This window comes from Salinispora tropica CNB-440 (assembly GCF_000016425.1).
Lineage (GTDB): Bacteria > Actinomycetota > Actinomycetes > Mycobacteriales > Micromonosporaceae > Micromonospora > Micromonospora tropica.
The window spans coordinates 5074217-5090166 of record NC_009380.1; the positions used below are offsets into that span (position 1 = coordinate 5074217).

Annotated in this window: 16 protein-coding genes; 9 read left to right on the forward strand and 7 right to left on the reverse strand. The window is 70.6% G+C overall.

What is annotated here, in order from left to right; genetic code table 11:
• Position 1 precedes the first annotated feature (1 nt).
• The 3 genes from corA to STROP_RS22650 all read right to left on the reverse strand — a co-directional run bounded on the left by corA (position 2) and on the right by STROP_RS22650 (position 2848).
• Positions 2 to 1150 (reverse strand): magnesium/cobalt transporter CorA, encoded by a 1149-nt coding sequence (gene corA, locus STROP_RS22640; protein ID WP_012015676.1) that lies wholly within the window; start codon positions 1148 to 1150, stop codon positions 2 to 4.
• A 128-nt stretch (positions 1151 to 1278) separates the two neighbouring features.
• Positions 1279 to 2373, reverse strand: a complete 1095-nt coding sequence (locus STROP_RS22645) for an aminotransferase-like domain-containing protein (protein WP_012015677.1) — start codon at positions 2371 to 2373, stop codon at positions 1279 to 1281.
• 85 nt (positions 2374 to 2458) lie between these two features.
• Positions 2459 to 2848, reverse strand: a complete 390-nt coding sequence (locus STROP_RS22650; RefSeq protein WP_012015678.1) for a CBS domain-containing protein — start codon at positions 2846 to 2848, stop codon at positions 2459 to 2461.
• 277 nt (positions 2849 to 3125) lie between these two features.
• Here STROP_RS22650 and STROP_RS22655 point away from each other — a divergent pair, with 277 nt between their 5' ends.
• The 3 genes from STROP_RS22655 to STROP_RS22665 are packed head-to-tail and all read left to right on the forward strand — an operon-like array spanning position 3126 to position 5612.
• A complete protein-coding gene (locus tag STROP_RS22655; RefSeq protein ID WP_012015679.1) occupies positions 3126 to 3857 on the forward strand; it encodes a phosphocholine cytidylyltransferase family protein in 732 nt (243 codons plus the stop codon).
• On the forward strand, positions 3845 to 4912 hold the full coding sequence (locus tag STROP_RS22660; RefSeq protein WP_012015680.1) for an iron-containing alcohol dehydrogenase family protein: 1068 nt from the start codon (positions 3845 to 3847) through the stop codon (positions 4910 to 4912). Before STROP_RS22655 ends, STROP_RS22660 begins: the two co-directional genes overlap by 13 nt.
• On the forward strand, positions 4896 to 5612 hold the full coding sequence (locus STROP_RS22665; RefSeq protein ID WP_026274731.1) for a CDP-alcohol phosphatidyltransferase family protein: 717 nt from the start codon (positions 4896 to 4898) through the stop codon (positions 5610 to 5612). Before STROP_RS22660 ends, STROP_RS22665 begins: the two co-directional genes overlap by 17 nt.
• Here the strand turns inward: STROP_RS22665 and STROP_RS22670 are convergent.
• The gene (locus STROP_RS22670) at positions 5601 to 6797 is read right to left on the reverse strand and encodes a glycosyltransferase family 4 protein (protein WP_012015682.1); all 1197 of its coding nucleotides are present in this window, start codon (positions 6795 to 6797) and stop codon (positions 5601 to 5603) included. The genes STROP_RS22665 and STROP_RS22670 overlap by 12 nt on opposite strands.
• Positions 6798 to 6821: 24 nt before the next feature.
• Here STROP_RS22670 and STROP_RS22675 point away from each other — a divergent pair, with 24 nt between their 5' ends.
• The 4 genes from STROP_RS22675 to STROP_RS22690 all read left to right on the forward strand — a co-directional run bounded on the left by STROP_RS22675 (position 6822) and on the right by STROP_RS22690 (position 11562).
• On the forward strand, positions 6822 to 7682 hold the full coding sequence (locus tag STROP_RS22675) for an Fpg/Nei family DNA glycosylase (RefSeq protein ID WP_012015683.1): 861 nt from the start codon (positions 6822 to 6824) through the stop codon (positions 7680 to 7682).
• Between the two features lie 266 nt (positions 7683 to 7948).
• Positions 7949 to 9520, forward strand: coding sequence for a sugar transferase (locus tag STROP_RS22680; protein WP_018829633.1), 1572 nt, complete (start codon positions 7949 to 7951; stop codon positions 9518 to 9520).
• A 66-nt stretch (positions 9521 to 9586) separates the two neighbouring features.
• Positions 9587 to 10813: a sensor histidine kinase gene (locus tag STROP_RS22685; protein ID WP_012015685.1), complete on the forward strand. Its 1227-nt coding sequence runs from the start codon at positions 9587 to 9589 to the stop codon at positions 10811 to 10813.
• Complete coding sequence (locus tag STROP_RS22690; protein ID WP_012015686.1) at positions 10810 to 11562, forward strand: LytR/AlgR family response regulator transcription factor; 753 nt, start codon at positions 10810 to 10812, stop codon at positions 11560 to 11562. The genes STROP_RS22685 and STROP_RS22690 overlap by 4 nt, the downstream gene beginning before the upstream one ends.
• Positions 11563 to 11601: 39 nt before the next feature.
• On the opposite strand, the gene STROP_RS22695 is transcribed toward STROP_RS22690, so the two are convergent.
• Positions 11602 to 12444, reverse strand: coding sequence for a prepilin peptidase (locus STROP_RS22695; protein ID WP_028564947.1), 843 nt, complete (start codon positions 12442 to 12444; stop codon positions 11602 to 11604).
• A gap of 83 nt (positions 12445 to 12527) precedes the next feature.
• Here STROP_RS22695 and STROP_RS22700 point away from each other — a divergent pair, with 83 nt between their 5' ends.
• Together STROP_RS22700 and STROP_RS22705 are read left to right on the forward strand one after the other, a co-directional pair.
• Positions 12528 to 12905 (forward strand): hypothetical protein, encoded by a 378-nt coding sequence (locus STROP_RS22700; protein WP_012015688.1) that lies wholly within the window; start codon positions 12528 to 12530, stop codon positions 12903 to 12905.
• Positions 12906 to 14546: a sodium/solute symporter gene (locus STROP_RS22705; protein ID WP_012015689.1), complete on the forward strand. Its 1641-nt coding sequence runs from the start codon at positions 12906 to 12908 to the stop codon at positions 14544 to 14546.
• A 39-nt stretch (positions 14547 to 14585) separates the two neighbouring features.
• Here STROP_RS22705 and STROP_RS22710 read toward each other — a convergent pair whose 3' ends face one another.
• Together STROP_RS22710 and STROP_RS22715 are read right to left on the reverse strand one after the other, a co-directional pair.
• The gene (locus tag STROP_RS22710) at positions 14586 to 15407 is read right to left on the reverse strand and encodes a hypothetical protein (RefSeq protein WP_012015690.1); all 822 of its coding nucleotides are present in this window, start codon (positions 15405 to 15407) and stop codon (positions 14586 to 14588) included.
• Entirely contained in the window at positions 15400 to 15900 is a 501-nt protein-coding gene (locus tag STROP_RS22715) for a SigE family RNA polymerase sigma factor (RefSeq protein WP_026274728.1), read from the reverse strand. Before STROP_RS22715 ends, STROP_RS22710 begins: the two co-directional genes overlap by 8 nt.
• Positions 15901 to 15950: the final 50 nt, after the last annotated feature.

The window sequence follows — 15950 nt, forward strand, 5'->3', positions numbered from 1 at the left end:
GTCAGAGCCAGCCGTGGCGGCGGAACCAGCGGTACAGCGCCAGACTGATCCCCAGCATCAGGACCAGCACCGTGGGGTAGCCGTAGGTCCATCCCAGCTCCGGCATGAAATCGAAGTTCATGCCGTAGATGCCGGCGATGGCGGTCCAGACCGCCGCGATGGCCGCCCAGGCCGCGATCTTGCGCATGTCGTTGTTCTGGTCGACGGTGACCTGGGCCAACCGCGCCTGAAGGATCGAGTTGAGCAGGTCGTCGTAGGAGTTGACCTGCTCGACGGTACGGCTGAGGTGGTCCTGCACGTCCCCGAAGTACCGGCGGATCTCCGTCGGTACGTCGCGGTTGCGCTCAGCGGTGATCCGCAGGAGCGGCCGCTGGAGCGGCATCACCGCCCGCTTGAACTCCACCAGCTCCCGCTTCACCTGGTAGATCCGCTGGATCCGATCGCCGCCCTGCCGGCGGTCGAAGACGTCCGCCTCGAGCGTGTCCAGGTCGTCCTCCAGCCGGTCGGCGACCTCCAGGTAGTGGTCAACCACCCGGTCGGTCACCGCATACGCCACCGCCCACGGTCCGTGCGGCAGCAGTTCCCCCTTCGCCTCCAGGTCGGCGCGCACCGGTGCGAGCCGGCAGGCATCCCCGTGCCGGACACTGACCAGGAAATTCGGGCCGATGAAGAGCAGCACCTGGCCGGTCTCGACGGCCTCGGAGTGCTCGGTCAGCTCGGCGTGCTCGCGGTAGTGGGCGGTCCGGAGCACCAGGAAGCTCACCGAGCCGAACTGCTCCAGCTTGGGCCGCTGCTGAGCCTTGACCGCGTCCTCAACCGCCAGTTCGTGCAGGCCGTAGGTGGCCGCGATCTCGGTCATCTCGGCCAGGTCGGGCTCGTGCAGGCCGAGCCAGACGAAGCCGTTACCCGCCTGGCGAGCCGCCGCCAGCGCCTCGGCGTGGTGCCAGTGGCCGGGTTGACGCTCCCCGTCCAGGTAGAGCGCGCAGTCGACGACCGCATGGTGGCGCGCGGCCGGCGCCGGTGGCCCCACGGAGTTGTCGGAGCTGAGCCGGCGGGTCATCGCCCGCACCGGCGCCGCCCAGTCCCGCGGCCGGATCACCCGACCACCCATCCGGGTGCCCCTCGGCCCGCCTCGCGACCGGTCAGCCATCGCACCCCTCCCCGCTCGGCGACGCGTTGCAGCGTACGCCGTCGACCGGGTCAACGCCGGTGCCGCAGGGCCGTGGCGAACGCCGGTGGGCCACGTCGAGGCAGCCCGCCCGGCGCCCGGCGGGGAGGTCAGCCGCGTACGGCCGCCATCGCCGCCGCGAGTCGACGTACGCCCTCGTCGACCTGGTCCACGGTCACTGCGGAGTACGCCAGCCGTAGCGCGTGCTGCCCACCGTCGAGCACGAAGTCACTGCCCTTCACGACGGCGACCCCGCGCTCCGCCGCAGCCGGAGCCAGCCGGTCCACCTCGACGTCCTCCGGCAACTCCACCCAGAGGAAGTAGCCGCCGTCCGGCTCGACGAACTGGGCCTGCGGGATGTGCCGCCGCAACGCCTCGGCCAACACCCGGGCCCGCTCGCCGAGGGCCCGGCGCACCGTCGCGATCGAGCGGTCGATGTCCCCGGAGACGCAGAACTGGTGCACGGCCGCCTCGGAGACCATGCCCGGCGAGATGTAGAGACTGGTCGCCTTCTTCGCGATGTCAGCGATCAGGTCCGCCGGCCCGACCAGGTAGCCGACCCGCACTCCCGGGCAGACCGTCTTGGTGAAGCTGGAGGCGTGCACCACCCGGTTGTGCGTGTCCAACGACAGCATCGAGGGCAGCGCCTCACCGCGGAACCGGATGTCGGCGTACGGGTCGTCCTCAAAGATCGTGAACTCGAACTCGACGGCGAGGTCGAGTAGCTCCCGCCGCTTGTCGAGGCTCAGCGTCACCCCGGCTGGGTTCTGGTAGTTCGGGATGATGTGCGCCAGCCGTGGACGCACCCCGGACTCCAGCAGCTTACGCAGCTCGGTGGTGTCCAGGCCGTCCGGCTGGATCGTGATCCCGTGCAGCTCACTGCCAATCCGCCGCAGGTTCAGCAGGGTCCGGTCGTAGGTCGGGTGCTCCACCACCACCGCGTCACCGGGCCGGATCAGATGGTCGAAGAGGAACGCGTCGGCCTGCAACGAACCATTGGTCACCAAGACCTGGTCCGCCCCGACGCCGTGCTTCTGCGCGATCCACTCACGTAACGGAAGGTAACCGGCGGAGGGACCGTACCCCGTCACACCGGCGGGATCGGCGTCGAACGCACGGACGGCGGCGGCCTTCAGCCCCTCGACATCGACGATGTCCAACGAGGGAGCGCCACGGGCGAAGGAGATCAACTGCTCGGCGGTCATGGCTGTTCAGCGTACGGAAGACAGCGGAAGATGCGCCGACGGCACGACGAGTACGTTTGCGGAGCCACCGGATGAGTGACCGACCTCACCCGGGGGCGACCCGTTCGGTCGCCCAGACCCGGACGACATCACGGAGCGAGATGACCCCGGCCACCTCGCGCCCGTCGAGCACCACCAGGTGCCGAAACCCGCCCCGGGCCATCGCGGTCGCCGCCTCCTCGACCGTCCACTCCGGCCCCGCGTACACCACGTCCCAGGTCAGGTGGGCCCCGGTCCGCTCGACGTCACAGTCCAACCCGCGCCCGATCGCGTTGAGCAGATCCCGCTCGGTCATGATCCCGACCCCTTCGGAATCCGGATCGATCACGACTGCCGACCCGATGCCCCGCTCCGACATCATTCGCGCCGCCTGCCGGAGCGTGTGCTCCGGGCCGACCACCAGAACCTGGCTGGACATCACTTCCCGAACCTGCATCACACATCAACCCCTGCGGAACGGTGGCACTCGGTACAGACATGGTGCACCCAGTGTGTTATTGGGACAAGGCCGCCGCATGCGATCCGACCAGTCCGCTCCGGTCGAGCGGCGCCGACAGCCCGCACTGCCCACCCAGCATCTGCTCCCGTGCCGCCCACACAGCAGCTGCTCCCGTGCCGCCCACGCAGCAGCTGGTCCGGTTGCCGCCAAGGGCCGCAGCCGACGGCGCTATCCTCCTTCGGTGACAGCCAGACAAACACGGAACGACGCCGAGATGGTCGGAATGGTGCTGGCAGCTGGCGCCGGGCGACGCCTGCGCCCGCACACCGACACCCTGCCGAAGGCGCTGGTACCGGTTGATGGCACGACCACCATCCTCGACATCGCGCTGCGTAACCTGGCCGAAGTCGGACTCACCGAGATCGTCGTCGTGGTCGGCTACGCCGCCGACGCGGTTCGGGAACGCCAGGCGGACCTGGAACAGAAGTACGGCGTCACGCTCACCCTGGTGCCCAACGACCGGGCCGAGGAGTGGAACAACGCCTACTCACTCTGGCTGGCCCGCAGCTGGTTCGCCCGCGGGGTCCTGCTGGTCAACGGGGACACCGTCCATCCGGTGAGCGTGGAGAAGACCCTGCTGGCCGAGCGCGGGCCGGGGATCCTGCTGGCGATCGACACGGTCAAGCCGCTGGCCGAGGAGGAGATGAAGACCACCTTCGACGCCGACGGTCAACTCACCCGGATCACCAAGCTGATGGACCCGCAGGAGGCACGCGGGGAGTACATCGGTGCCACGCTGATCGAACCGCACGTCGCCGAGGCGCTCGCGGACGCGCTGGAGGCGACCTGGCGACACGACCCGAACCGCTACTACGAGGACGGCTACCAGGAGTTCGCCGACCGAGGTGGCGACGTACGCGGGGCGCCGATCGGCGACATCGCCTGGGTCGAGGTCGACAACCACGACGACCTTGCGCGGGCTCGGGAGATCGCGTGCCGCTACTAGCCCGTACCGTCGCCACGCCGCTGGCCATCGAGGTCCGGCGGGGCGCGGTCGCCAACCTCGGCGAGCTCCTCGCCGACCGGCGGATCTCCGCCGGCGGCGACGTGGCGGTGGTGGTGGGGCCCGGGCAGGGGGAGAAGATCGTCGAGCTGTGCCGCCCGACGCTCGGCTCAGCCGACGTCTTCACCGTGGCCGGCGGCAGCGTCGACTCCGCCACCGAATTGGGCGACCGGCTCCGCCACCGGCACTACGACGCGGTGGTCGGAATCGGCGGCGGCAGAACGATCGACACCGCGAAGTACGCCGCCACCCGCTACGGCATCCCGATGGTCACGGTCGCCACCAGCCTCGCCAACGACGGCATCGCCTCCCCCGTGGCGTCGTTGACCCACGACGGCGGCAAGGGCTCGTACGGGGTGCACATTCCGATCGCCGTCCTGGTGGACCTCGACTTCGTCGAGCACGGTCCGGACCGGCAGACCCAGGCCGGGATCGGTGACGCGGTGAGCAACCTCAACGCCTGCGCCGACTGGGAGCTCGCCCACGAGCTGCGCGGCGAGCCGATCGACGGGCTCGCCGTGACGCTGGCCCGGACCGGCGCCGAGGCGCTGCTGAACCACCCAGGCAAGATCACTGACGACACGTTCCTCACCACGCTGGCGGAGGCGTTGATTCTCGGCGGCATCGCCATGTCGATCTCCGGTTCGAGCCGACCGGCCAGCGGCGGCGACCACGAGATCTCACACGCCATCGACCACCTCTGGCCCGGCACCAGCGCCCACGGCGAACAGGTCGGGCTCGGGGCCCTCTTCTGCACCTGGCTGCACGGCGACCGGGACCGCTTCGGCCAGCTCGCCCGCTGCCTGCACCGGCACGGCCTGGCCACCCGCCCGGCCGACCTGGGCCTCACCGACGAGCAGTTCGTCGAGGCGGTGCACTTCGCGCCCCGGACCCGGCCGGACCGCTACACGATCCTCGAACACCTCGCCCTGTCCGCCGACGAGCTCCGGGCCCGGTTGGGAGACTGTCTTGACGCACTCGGTGAACACCTTGGCTGAACCAGCCCGGCCGACCCTGACCGACTTCTACCGAACCAACCGGGGCGGCGGGCTGTTCAGCGAGTCGGTCAGCCAGTGGATCGGGGCGGCCTTCGCCGACGTCGCGCACCGACTCGGGCTGCGGCCCACCGCGCTGACCATCGCCAACCTGATACTCGGCCTGCTCACCTCGGTGACGGTGGTGGCGCTGGCCGGGCCGGTCGCCACGGGCCGCGTACCGGCCTGGTTGGTCGGGATCGTGGCGCTGGTCGGCTGGCAGGCGGCGTACGCGCTGGACTGCGCGGACGGACAACTTGCCCGGGTCACCGGTCAGGGCAGCCCAGCCGGGGCGCGGGTGGATGTGCTCAGCGACGTGGCGGCCCAGATCGCGCTGGTCGCGGCGCTCACCGCGACCGCTGTCGCGCAGTCACCGTCGACTCCCGCCTGGCTGATCGCGGCGTTCGCCGGCACCTGGATGGTGAACCTGGTCACCTCGGTGATGCAGGCCGGGCCGAACGCGACCAGCATGGTCACCTCGACCTCGCCGCTGGTACGGCTGGTGAAGCTGACCCGCGACTACGGCGCGGTGATCTTCGTTGCCGCCCTGGTGTTGTTCTTCGCGCCCAGCCTGACCACCTGGTTGATCGTCGCTTTCACCGCGGTCAACGGCGGCTTCCTGCTCGCGAGCATTGCCTTCGCCGCCCGGGCCTCACTGCGCTGACCGACGGTCCGACTCGGCCGTCCGAGCGGTGTCGGCGTAGATGTCGAGCAGCCGGCGGGTGACCACGTCCGGGTGGAAGGTGCGCTCGTAGCGGGTCCGAGCGGCCGATGCCCGGCTGGCGGCCTCGGCGACGGCCGCCGGTAGCGCGTCGGCCAACGCGGCCGGGTTCGGGGGTACGACCCAGCCGGCGGGTTCGGCGGTGTCGGCACCGACCAGGAACGGGATACCGCCGAGGGCGGTGCCGAGCACCGGCCGACCGGCGGCCAGTGCCTCAATGATCACGGTCGGCAGCACGTCGTGCCAGGTGGAGGTGGCCAGCACCACCGCGCTCGCCACCAGAGCGGCGTGCACCCCGTCCCGGTCCAGCGGACCGAGGAAGGTCACATCCGCCCGCTGGGCCGCCGCCTCCTCCACCAGGGGTCGCAACTCACCGTCGCCGGCGACGCGGAGCGGGCCGAGCGAACCGTCCGGATGCCGACGCCATGCCTCCAGCAGCAGGTCCAGCCCCTTCTCCGGGCTGAGCCGGCCGAGGAAGAGGAAGCCGGTGCCCAGCGGCACCGGGACACCCGGGTCGGGGATCGCGTTCGGCTTCACCACGATCCTCTGCTCCGGGATGCCGTAGTCCCGGAGGTGCTCCGCGATCGACGTGGTCAAGGCGATGAATCGGTCCACCGAGCGCCAGGTGCCCCGGTGCGCGGCGAGCGTCGTCGCCATCAGCGCACTCTGCGCCCGCGACCCCCGGTAGCAGCGGTGCACGATCGCCGGTACGCCCAACGCCCGCCCCCGACAGTCCTGGCAGATCGCCCCGTCCCGGAAGTACAGCCCGGACGAGCAGACCTGCCGGTAGTTGTGCACCGTCTGCACCACCGGCACGCCGTACCGGTGCGCGGTGCGCACCACCCAGGGCGAGAGCAGGGGGTACGGGTTGTGCAGGTGCAGCACGTCCGGCCGGTGCTCGTCGAGCAGGCGACCCAGCTCCCGCTGGGCCCGCGGAGCGTAGATCGGGGAGATCGGCAGCAGCGCCTTCGCGGACCGGGGCATCGACGGGATCTCGTCGGAGCTCCGCAGGAACGGCAGCACCTCGACCCCGGCCGCGGTCAGCTGGGCGATCTCCGCGTCGACGATGGTGTTCTCGCCAGACGGCTGAGCCTCCCGGTACCGGTTGTGCGCCACCACGATTTTCATGGAACTGGAGGCTACCGTTGGCGGGTGCCCGAACTACCAGAGGTGGAGGCGCTCACCGTCTACCTGCGCCAACGCGCCGTCGGCCGACGGGTCGACCGGCTGGAGATCTCGGCGATCAACGCCCTGAAGACGTACGACCCGGCGATCACGGCCGCGGCCGGCCAACCGGTCGTCCACGCCCAGCGACACGGCAAGTTCCTCGACCTGGTGCTCGGCGCTGACCTGCACCTGGTCGTTCACCTGGCCCGCGCCGGCTGGCTGCACTTCCGGGAGGAGTTCTCGTCCCGCACCCCGCTGCGCCCCGGCAAGGGCCCGGTGGCGCTGCGGGCCCGTCTCGACGACGGCTCCGGGTTCGACCTGACCGAGGCCGGCACCCAGAAGAGTCTCGCCGTCTACCTGGTGACCGATCCGGCGACGGTGCCCGGGGTGGCCCGACTTGGTCCGGACGCGCTCGCCGTGGACCCGGCCACCTTCGCCGACCGGCTCCGTAGCCGCAAGGGTCAGGTCAAGGGGGTGCTCACCGATCAGACGGTGCTCGCCGGGGTGGGTAACGCGTACTCTGATGAGATCCTGCACACGGCGCGACTGTCACCGTTCGCGCTGACCACCCGGCTGACCGACGAACAACTCGCCACCCTGCACGCGGCCACCCGGGACGTGCTCGGCGACGCGGTGTCCCGATCGGTGGGGCAACGGGCCGCGGAGCTCAAGGGCGAGAAGCGCTCCGGCCTGCGGGTGCACGCCCGAACCGGGTTACCCTGCCCAGTCTGCGGCGACACGGTACGGGAGGTCTCGTTCGCTGACTCCAGCCTCCAGTACTGTCCAGGTTGCCAGACCGGCGGGAAGCCACTCGCGGACCGACGGTTGTCTCGAATTGTACGGTGAGTGAGGGTGCTCACTTCTGACCACGAGGATTCCGCCCGCGCGCGACGAACGTCGGGATTGGGGTTCCATCCGACCGGTCATCCATCGGTATAGTGGCCCGGTCCCGGCTTCTGTAATGGTCCGGAGCCGGCCAGCTGCCAACCGGCACAGCCCTGATGCGAGGTCCTACCGGTCCGCGCTCGGGTCCGGGTGACGCATGGGAGACTGAAGCGGTGGGCGACGCGAGCCCTCACTCCGAGTGAGCGGTTCGCGTCCTGCGGGAGGACATGGATGAGGTGACGACAAGCCTCCAGCGCCCGGTAACCAACGGAGGCCGGAGCAGAACCGTGCGGCACGTCGACAGCTTCGAAATCCAGCCGCCGACACCGCCGTCCCACAACGGCGTACCTCGGTCGGCCTGGGCCCGCAGCCACCGCCGGGTCTCCCGTTGGCACCGCCCCTACACCGCGCTCCTGGTTCTGCTGGACTTCGCCGCCGCCGCCTTCGCGAGCTTCACCGCTATCCGCGCCTTCGACCAGGCGCGGGCCGGGTTCTACAACGATCCGGCCTGGTTCTACACCCTGGCATGCGTGCTGCTGCCGCTCGGCTGGGTGGTGATCCTCTGGTTCAACGGCTCCTACGATCGGCGGTACCTGGGCCTCGGCCCGGATGAGTTCAAGCGTGTTCTCCGCGCCGGCGTGGCGGTCTGCGCGACGGTCTCCTTCCTGGCGTTCGCCACCAAGACCGACCTGTCCCGATATTCGGTCGGAACCGCGTTACTCCTCGCTCTGCTGCTGATCCTCCTGGTCCGGATCCTGGCCCGATTCGTGCTGCACGTGATCCGGCGCAACGCCGGCCGGGCCGGCCTGGCCGGCCACCGAATGGTCCTGGTAGGCACCCTGCCGGAGTGCCTGGAGGTCCACCGCCAGGTCACCCGCAGCCCCGCCGCCGGCCTGGTGCCGGTCGCCATCCACATCACCGACGGCTACGCGGCTGCCCGGGGTGTGGAGACCCCGGTCCCGGTCTACGCGGGGCGCGACCTCCTCGCCCTGGTTCGCGAGGTCGGCGGCGACACGATCGCGGTCTGCGGGTCGGCCAGCGCCGAGCCCGGCGAGCTGCGCCGGATGGCCTGGCAGCTCGAAGGCTCCGGAGTCGATCTGGCCGTGGTCCCGCAGCTGACCGACATCGCCGGGCCCCGGGTACACATCCGGCCGATCGAGGGCCTGCCGCTGCTGCACGTGGAGGAGCCGACCCTCTCCGGTCCGGCGCTGCTGGCGAAGAATCTGCTCGACCGGGTGGCCGCCGGCCTCGGCCTGCTGATCCTGCTACCGGTCTTCCTCGCGATCGCGATCTCGATCCGGATCTCCGACCGGGGTCCGGTCTTCTTCCGGCAGCCCCGGGTGGGCCACGAGGGGCGAACCTTCCGGGTCTGGAAGTTCCGCACCATGTACGTGGATGCCGAGGAGCGGCTGGCCAGCCTGGTTGACCAGAACGAGACCGACGGCATGCTGTTCAAGATGAGGCGGGACCCGCGGGTCTTCCCGGTGGGCCGCTTCCTGCGCGCCTCGTCCCTGGATGAGCTGCCCCAGCTGATCAACGTGCTGAAGGGTGAGATGTCGCTGGTCGGGCCCCGCCCGCTGCCCGCCGACGACGGTGACTTCCTCGGCGACGTACGCCGGCGCCTCCTGGTCAAACCTGGAATTACCGGCCTCTGGCAGGTCTCCGGCCGCTCTGACCTCTCCTGGGACGAGGCGGTCCGCCTTGACCTCTACTACGTCGACAACTGGTCGTTGGCGTACGACCTGAGCATCCTGTGGCGCACGGTCGGCGTGGTGCTCGCCCGCAAGGGCGCGTACTAGGCCGGCGGCGCCTCCGCCGGGAACCGCCCTTGGCACCACCGGCCGGCACCGGCCAGGATTCACCCCGTGACTGGCAGCCTCTCCGCCGTCGTCGGTGTCATCTGTCTGGTAGCCGCGCTGGCGGCGGCGCTCGTCGCGGTGCTGCGTCCGCGCGGCCACCGCACCATCGCCACTGCCACCCAGCGGGCCACCTACGAGGTGCTGCACACCGCCGGGCTGGCCGCCGAGCCGCTGCGCGCCGGACTGACCGCCGGCAACGCCACGAAGGCCGCACGCCACCTCCGTGCCCTGGTGGGAGCGGTCGGGCTGGCGCTGACCGACACCGCCGGGCTACTCGCCCTCGACGGGCGCGGCGCGCACCACCAGACCCAGCTCGTCGCGGCGGCCCGTCGCGTGGTGACGGCCGGCCGATCGACCGTCCTCAAGGAGGCGGAGCTGCCCTGCGACCGGGTGGACTGCCCAGTCCGGGGTGCCGTCGTCGTACCGCTGACCAGCGCGGATGGGCGGGTCGTCGGTGCGCTGCTGGCCATCGCGGACGGGGTGCCCGCACCCGGTCTGGTTCAAGCGACGCTGGAGACCGCACACTGGGCCGGTAACCAACTCGCCCTCGCCGAGCTGGACTCCTCCCGGGAGCGGCTGGCCCGCGCCGAGGTCCGCGCGCTGCGGGCCCAGATCAGCCCGCACTTCATCTACAACGCACTGACCGCGATCGGATCCTTCGTCCGCACCGACCCGGACCGGGCCCGGGAGTTGATCCTGGAGTTCGCCGAGTTCACCCGCTACTCGTTCCGGGCGCACGGCGAGTTCACCACTCTCGCCGAGGAGCTGCGGTCCATCGACCGCTACCTGACCATCGAACGGGCCCGGTTCGGCGACCGGCTCCAGGTGCGACTCCAGATCGCACCCGAGGTGCTACCGGTAACCCTGCCGTTCCTCTGCCTGCAACCGCTGGTCGAGAACGCGGTCCGACACGGGTTGTCCGGCAAGCCCGGTACCGGCATGGTGAGCGTCGAGGCCCGCGACGCGGGTACCGAGTGCCATATCACCGTGGAGGATGACGGGGTGGGGATGGATCCGGCCGCACTGACCGCCGGCATCGCCGAACTGGCCGCCGCCGGGAGCGACCCGGTTGGGGCGCCGGGCGCACACGTGGGCCTCTCCAACGTCGACGAACGACTGCGGGCGGCCTTCGGAGACGGGTTCGGCCTGGTCGTGGAGACCGGCCCCGGCTCGGGTACACGGGTGAGCATGCGGGTGCCGAAGTTCCATCCCGGCGTACGGGCCGGCTCGTGATCGGGTTCCTCCGGGTCCTGGCGGTCGACGACGAGCCACCGGCCCTCGACGAACTGGCGTACCACCTGCGAGCTGACCCTCGGGTCGCCCGGCTGCACACCGCCGGTGACGCCACCGAGGCGTTGCGGGTGCTCCGCGACGGGGACGTGGACGCGGTTTTCCTCGATATCCGAATGCCGGGCCTGGACGGTATGGAGCTGGCCCGGGTACTGCGACGCTTCGCCCGGCCGCCGGCCATCGTCTTCGTCACCGCCTACGACGATGGCGCGGTGGACGCGTTCGACCTGGGCGCCATCGATTACGTCCGCAAACCCGTCCGGGCCGAGCGGCTGGCCGAGTCGCTGCGCCGGGTGATCGGCTCGCGGCGGGTACCCACGCAACTGGCGACGCCGACCCGGGAGGAGGATCCGGCGATCCCGGTCGAGCTCGCCGGGACGACCCGGATGCTGCCCCGTTCGGCGGTGCGCTGGGTGGAGGCGCAGGGTGACTACGTGCGATTGCACACCACAGACGGTTCCCACCTGGTCCGGGTGTCCCTGGCGACCCTGGCCGAGCGGTGGGCGGACGCCGGTTTCGTCCGAATCCACCGGTCCTACCTCGTCCAGTTACGGCTCATCGCGGAGCTACGGCTGGCGCACTCCGGCTACGTGGTGGTGGTCGGCTCGACCGAGTTGCCGGTCAGTAGGCGGCACACCCGCGAGCTGAAGGAGAAGCTGATCCGAACAGCCAAGCAGGGCTGGGCCCGCTGACACCGCTAGCCCATGGACACCGCTAGCCCATGGACACCGCTAGCCCACTGTCGCGGCGATCGCCGACACGAGCATCGCCGGACCGTACGGAATGGGGGTCCGCCGGTCCGCACGACCAGTGACCAGAAGGCCGATGACCAGCGGAAGGTTCACCAGCGGAGCGAGCAGGACCCCAACGGCCACGGTCGGCCATCCCAGCCAGCCGAGGTAGAGCCCAAGCGCCGCGCCGAGCTTCACGTCGCCGAAGCCGAGTGGGGAGCGGGGCAGCAGCGCGAGCGTTAGGTAGCCGACCCCGCAGAGCGCGGCGGCGAGTACGGCCCGGCCCAACGCCGGGACAGCCTGGTCGGCCACCGCGGCGAGCGCCAGCAGCACGAGCCCGCCGCCGACGGCGACCCCCACCAACGGGTCGGGCAGCCGCAGCACCCGTAGATCGACCAGAGCCAGCGGCACGGCAAGGGCAGCGAGCAGCAGGAACGCCGGGAGTGCCCAGGTGACTCCGACACCGATCACCATGGTGGCGATGGCCGCGGCGGCGAGGGGCACGGTAACCGCCCATCCTTCAGTGAGTGGTCGGCGACAGGCCCGACATCGCCCGGGTGCGCGCCACCAGGGCGGCCTCGCGGTGGCGCAACCCGGGCAGGTGGTCCGCCAGGCCGGTCTGGGCCGACCTTCCGGCCAGGCGACCGCGTACCGGTCGACCAGCCCGGGCAGCAGCATCCCCCAGCCGGCACCGGCGACGGCGGCCACGAGGGGGAGCAGCACGGCGGGAGCGTAGCGCGCACCGACCCCGAGGCTGTGTCTTCGCACAGCCCCTCCTGACGTCCCACCGCAGGTCAGCCCGGCCATCCTCGTGGTTATCCACAGCAAGAACCACTTGTCCACAAGTTGTCCACAGGCCCGTCGCGCTTGTCCACAGGCGCTGGTGCAGACCTTGACTTTCTCGATGATCGAGCGAGACTGCCGAAGTGGTCGCCGCCGATGACCGCGTTCCCGCGCGGACCCGCATCGTGCTGGCCGATGTGGTCCGCCGCGAGCATCCCCGCACCGAGCTCGCCCAGCAGACCCGGGTCGGCGAGGCGCTGGTGCACGGCCTCGTCCGGGCGCAGCTCTCCCTGGCGTTGCGGCTCTGGCTGGTGGTGGCCATCGGGCTGGGCGGCCTGCCGTGGCTGTTCGCCATCGCGCCGTCGGTCAGCCGGGTCACCGTGCTCGGGGTTGCCCTGCCGTGGGTGCTGCTCGGAGTGCTCTCCTTCCCGTTCCTGGTCACGGTCGGCTGGGCGTACGTGCGGCTGGCCGAGCGCAACGAACAGGACTTCACCGACCTGATCCAGCGGCCGGAGCGCTGAGTGGGCAACGGCTACGTCGTTCCGGCGATCGTCGCAGTCACCCTGCTCACCATCGGGATCGGCTTCTACGGTCTGCGGCTCGCCCGCACCACCTCGGACTTTCTGGTGGCATCCCGGGCCGTCAGCCCGACCTGGAACGCCGCCGCGATCGGCGGGGAGTACCTGTCGGCCGCGAGCTTCCTCGGCGTCGCCGGTCTGATCCTCAAATTCGGGGTCGACATGCTCTGGTACCCGGTCGGCTTCGCCGCCGGCTACCTGGCTCTGCTGCTCTTCGTCGCCGCGCCGCTACGCCGCTCCGGGGCGTTCACCCTCCCCGACTTCTGTGAGCTGCGGCTGGGCTCCCGGCGGCTCCGCACCCTCGCCACCATCTTCGTGATCTTCATTGGTTGGCTCTACCTCGTCCCGCAGCTACACGGAGCCGGGCTGACCCTGGCCACCCTGACCGGCTCCCCCTACCCGGCGGGCGCCCTCCTGGTCGCGGCGGTGGTCACCGCGAACGTGGCGCTCGGCGGCATGCGTGCGATCACCTTCGTCCAGGCGTTCCAGTACTGGCTCAAGCTGACCGCCCTCGCCGTACCGGCGATCTTCCTGGTGTTGCAGTGGCAGGCCGACGCCCGCCCGGCCATCACCCCACCCGAGGGTCCGACCTTCCGCACCGCGACCACCGTCGTGGTCGAACATCCCGCCACCCTCACCCTGCCCGACGGTCAGCTGGAGGAGGTACGCCCCGGCGACGAGCTAACCTTTGCGGCCGGGCAACCGGTGCCCGCGGTGATCGGGACCGCCACCGACGCGGCCGACTGGTTGCTGCCCAGCACCGCCGGGACCGACGACCGGGGCCTGTTCACCACCTACTCGCTGATCCTCGCCACGTTCCTCGGCACCATGGGCCTGCCGCACGTGCTGGTGCGCTTCTACACCAACCCGGACGGCGCCGCCGCCCGCCGCACCACCCTGGTGGTGTTGGCCCTGGTCGGCGCCTTCTATCTGCTGCCGACCCTCTACGGGGCACTCGGCCGGATCTACACCCCACACCTGCTGCTCACCGGGGAGACCGACGCGGTGGTGCTGCTCCTGCCCAACGCGGCGCTGGGTGACGGCACCACCGGCCGGCTCCTCGCGGCACTGGTCGCCGCCGGGGCCTTCGCGGCATTCCTCTCCACCTCCTCCGGCCTGCTCACCAGCGTTGCCGGAGTGGTCTCCACAGACGTGCTGCGACGCGGCTCGGTACGCGGGTTCCGACTCGCCACCGTGCTCGCCGCCGGCGCGCCCACGGTGCTCGCGCTCAACGTCTCCGGGCTGGAGGTGTCACAGGTGGTGGGGCTGGCGTTCGCGGTGGCCGCGTCGAGCTTCTGCCCCCTGTTGGTGCTGGGCATCTGGTGGCGGGGACTGACCGACCGCGGCGCCGCCGCCGGAGTGCTTGTCGGCGGCGGCGCCGCGGTCGGGGCGGTGTTGGTGACCGTGCTCGGCCCACCGCTGACCGGGTGGCCGGCCACGCTCGTCGCGCAGCCAGCCGCCTGGACGGTCCCGCTCGCCTTCACCGTCATGGTGGCGGTGTCGATCGCCACCCACCGCCGCGTCCCGACTGATGTCGGCGTCACGATGCTCCGCCTGCACGCACCCGAAGCCCTCCGGCCGTAGCCAGGGCTCCGACACGCGAGGAGCCCTGGCTACGCATCGTTAGCAGGCGTCGGTACCGGCACAGAGCCGAGCTGCCGTGCGCTCCGCGATTCGCTGGTCCTCGGCCGGATCTACGCCGCTGAGCCACACCTGGGCCACCAGTTCACCCACCCGTACGAAGAGCCAACGAGCCGTCAGATGCTGTTCGGTCAAGCCGATCAGCAACGACTCGTCGCCCGCGAGGCCGGAATCGATGATCTCCATCCCCAGGGTTTCCGCACTCCGGGGCACGCAGCCGGTCACCTCCTGCCGGACTGTTTCCACGGTGGCCGCAGCAGTCTCCTCCGTTTGGCGCATGACGCGTTCTATCACCGCCTGCTCGCGCTCCTTGCGGAAGACGGCACCCCGATATGCCTTCTCTCCTGGCCAAACCTGTCCGCCTTCCGCACAGTGATACGAGATCCCCGCGTGGTAGGACCAGTCGCCGTCAAGGTTGTCGCCCTCGGCCCCGAAACCGGACGGGAGATCCGTGGCACGAAGCATGGCCGCGGCCGGAATATCTGGCGACAGGGGGTTGGGGGTCGATTGGCCGGTGGTCTGCGGCGGCTGGCTCGGGGTGGGCGGCACGGACGGCGTCGGGTTGACGGTCGGGCTGGGCGAAGGGCTGTTCGTCGCGGGTGGCACCGGTGGCGCGGAGTCCGGGACTCCGGCAAGGGCCACGGCGCTGGTGGCGATCACGGCGACCGCGGCCACGCTCGCCAGGCCGGCGACGAGGCGGGTACGCCGCGTACGCCGCCGGCCCCGTTCGCGCACCTGCCCGGCGGGATCCCAGTTCAGGTTTTCGGTATTGCCGTACAGCTCGGCGAAGAGCGGGTCAGGCATGACTGACCTCCTCCGGAAACGAGGTGTCAAGAAGGACGGCGAGGGCTTTTCGCCCACGGGCGAGACGGGCTTTGACGGTGCCCGTCGGCGTACCTGTCTGCTTGGAGATGTCCAGGACGGACAGATCCGCCAGGTGGTGCAGGACAACCGCCTGCCGCTGCTCGGCTGGCAGCCGTCGCAGCGCCGCGACCAGCGCCACGGTGTCCTCTGACGGCGGTCCGGTGGCCGAATCCGCACCGTGTCGGCGATATGCGGACAAACCATTACGAATCTTGCGCCAGCGATTCACCAACAGCCGATACCCGACGGTTCGTACCCATGCCTCGGCGTCGTCGTACGCGCTGATCTTCGACCAGCGCTGCCAGGCCCGCACGTACGCCTCTTGGGCGGCGTCCTGAGCCTCACCCAGGTCCCCGCCCAGTGCGTAGAGCACTGTGACGACGCGATGTCGAGTGCTGCGGTAGAACTCCTCAAAACTGTCTTCCGCATTCACCACGGCCTCCCTTCTCGGTTCCACCCCTGTCACCCGCGAGGAAACAGCCC

Excerpts from the sequence above, each read along its gene's own strand:
- corA (WP_012015676.1), bottom strand. The coding sequence starts at position 1,150 with ATGGCTGACCGGTCGCGAGGCGGGCCGAGGGGCACCCGGATGGGTGGT.
- STROP_RS22645 (WP_012015677.1), bottom strand. The coding sequence starts at position 2,373 with ATGACCGCCGAGCAGTTGATCTCCTTCGCCCGTGGCGCTCCCTCGTTG.
- STROP_RS22650 (WP_012015678.1), bottom strand. The coding sequence starts at position 2,848 with ATGCAGGTTCGGGAAGTGATGTCCAGCCAGGTTCTGGTGGTCGGCCCG.
- STROP_RS22655 (WP_012015679.1), top strand. The coding sequence starts at position 3,126 with ATGGTCGGAATGGTGCTGGCAGCTGGCGCCGGGCGACGCCTGCGCCCG.
- STROP_RS22670 (WP_012015682.1), bottom strand. The coding sequence starts at position 6,797 with ATGAAAATCGTGGTGGCGCACAACCGGTACCGGGAGGCTCAGCCGTCT.
- STROP_RS22680 (WP_018829633.1), top strand. The coding sequence starts at position 7,949 with ATGGATGAGGTGACGACAAGCCTCCAGCGCCCGGTAACCAACGGAGGC.
- STROP_RS22710 (WP_012015690.1), bottom strand. The coding sequence starts at position 15,407 with ATGCCTGACCCGCTCTTCGCCGAGCTGTACGGCAATACCGAAAACCTG.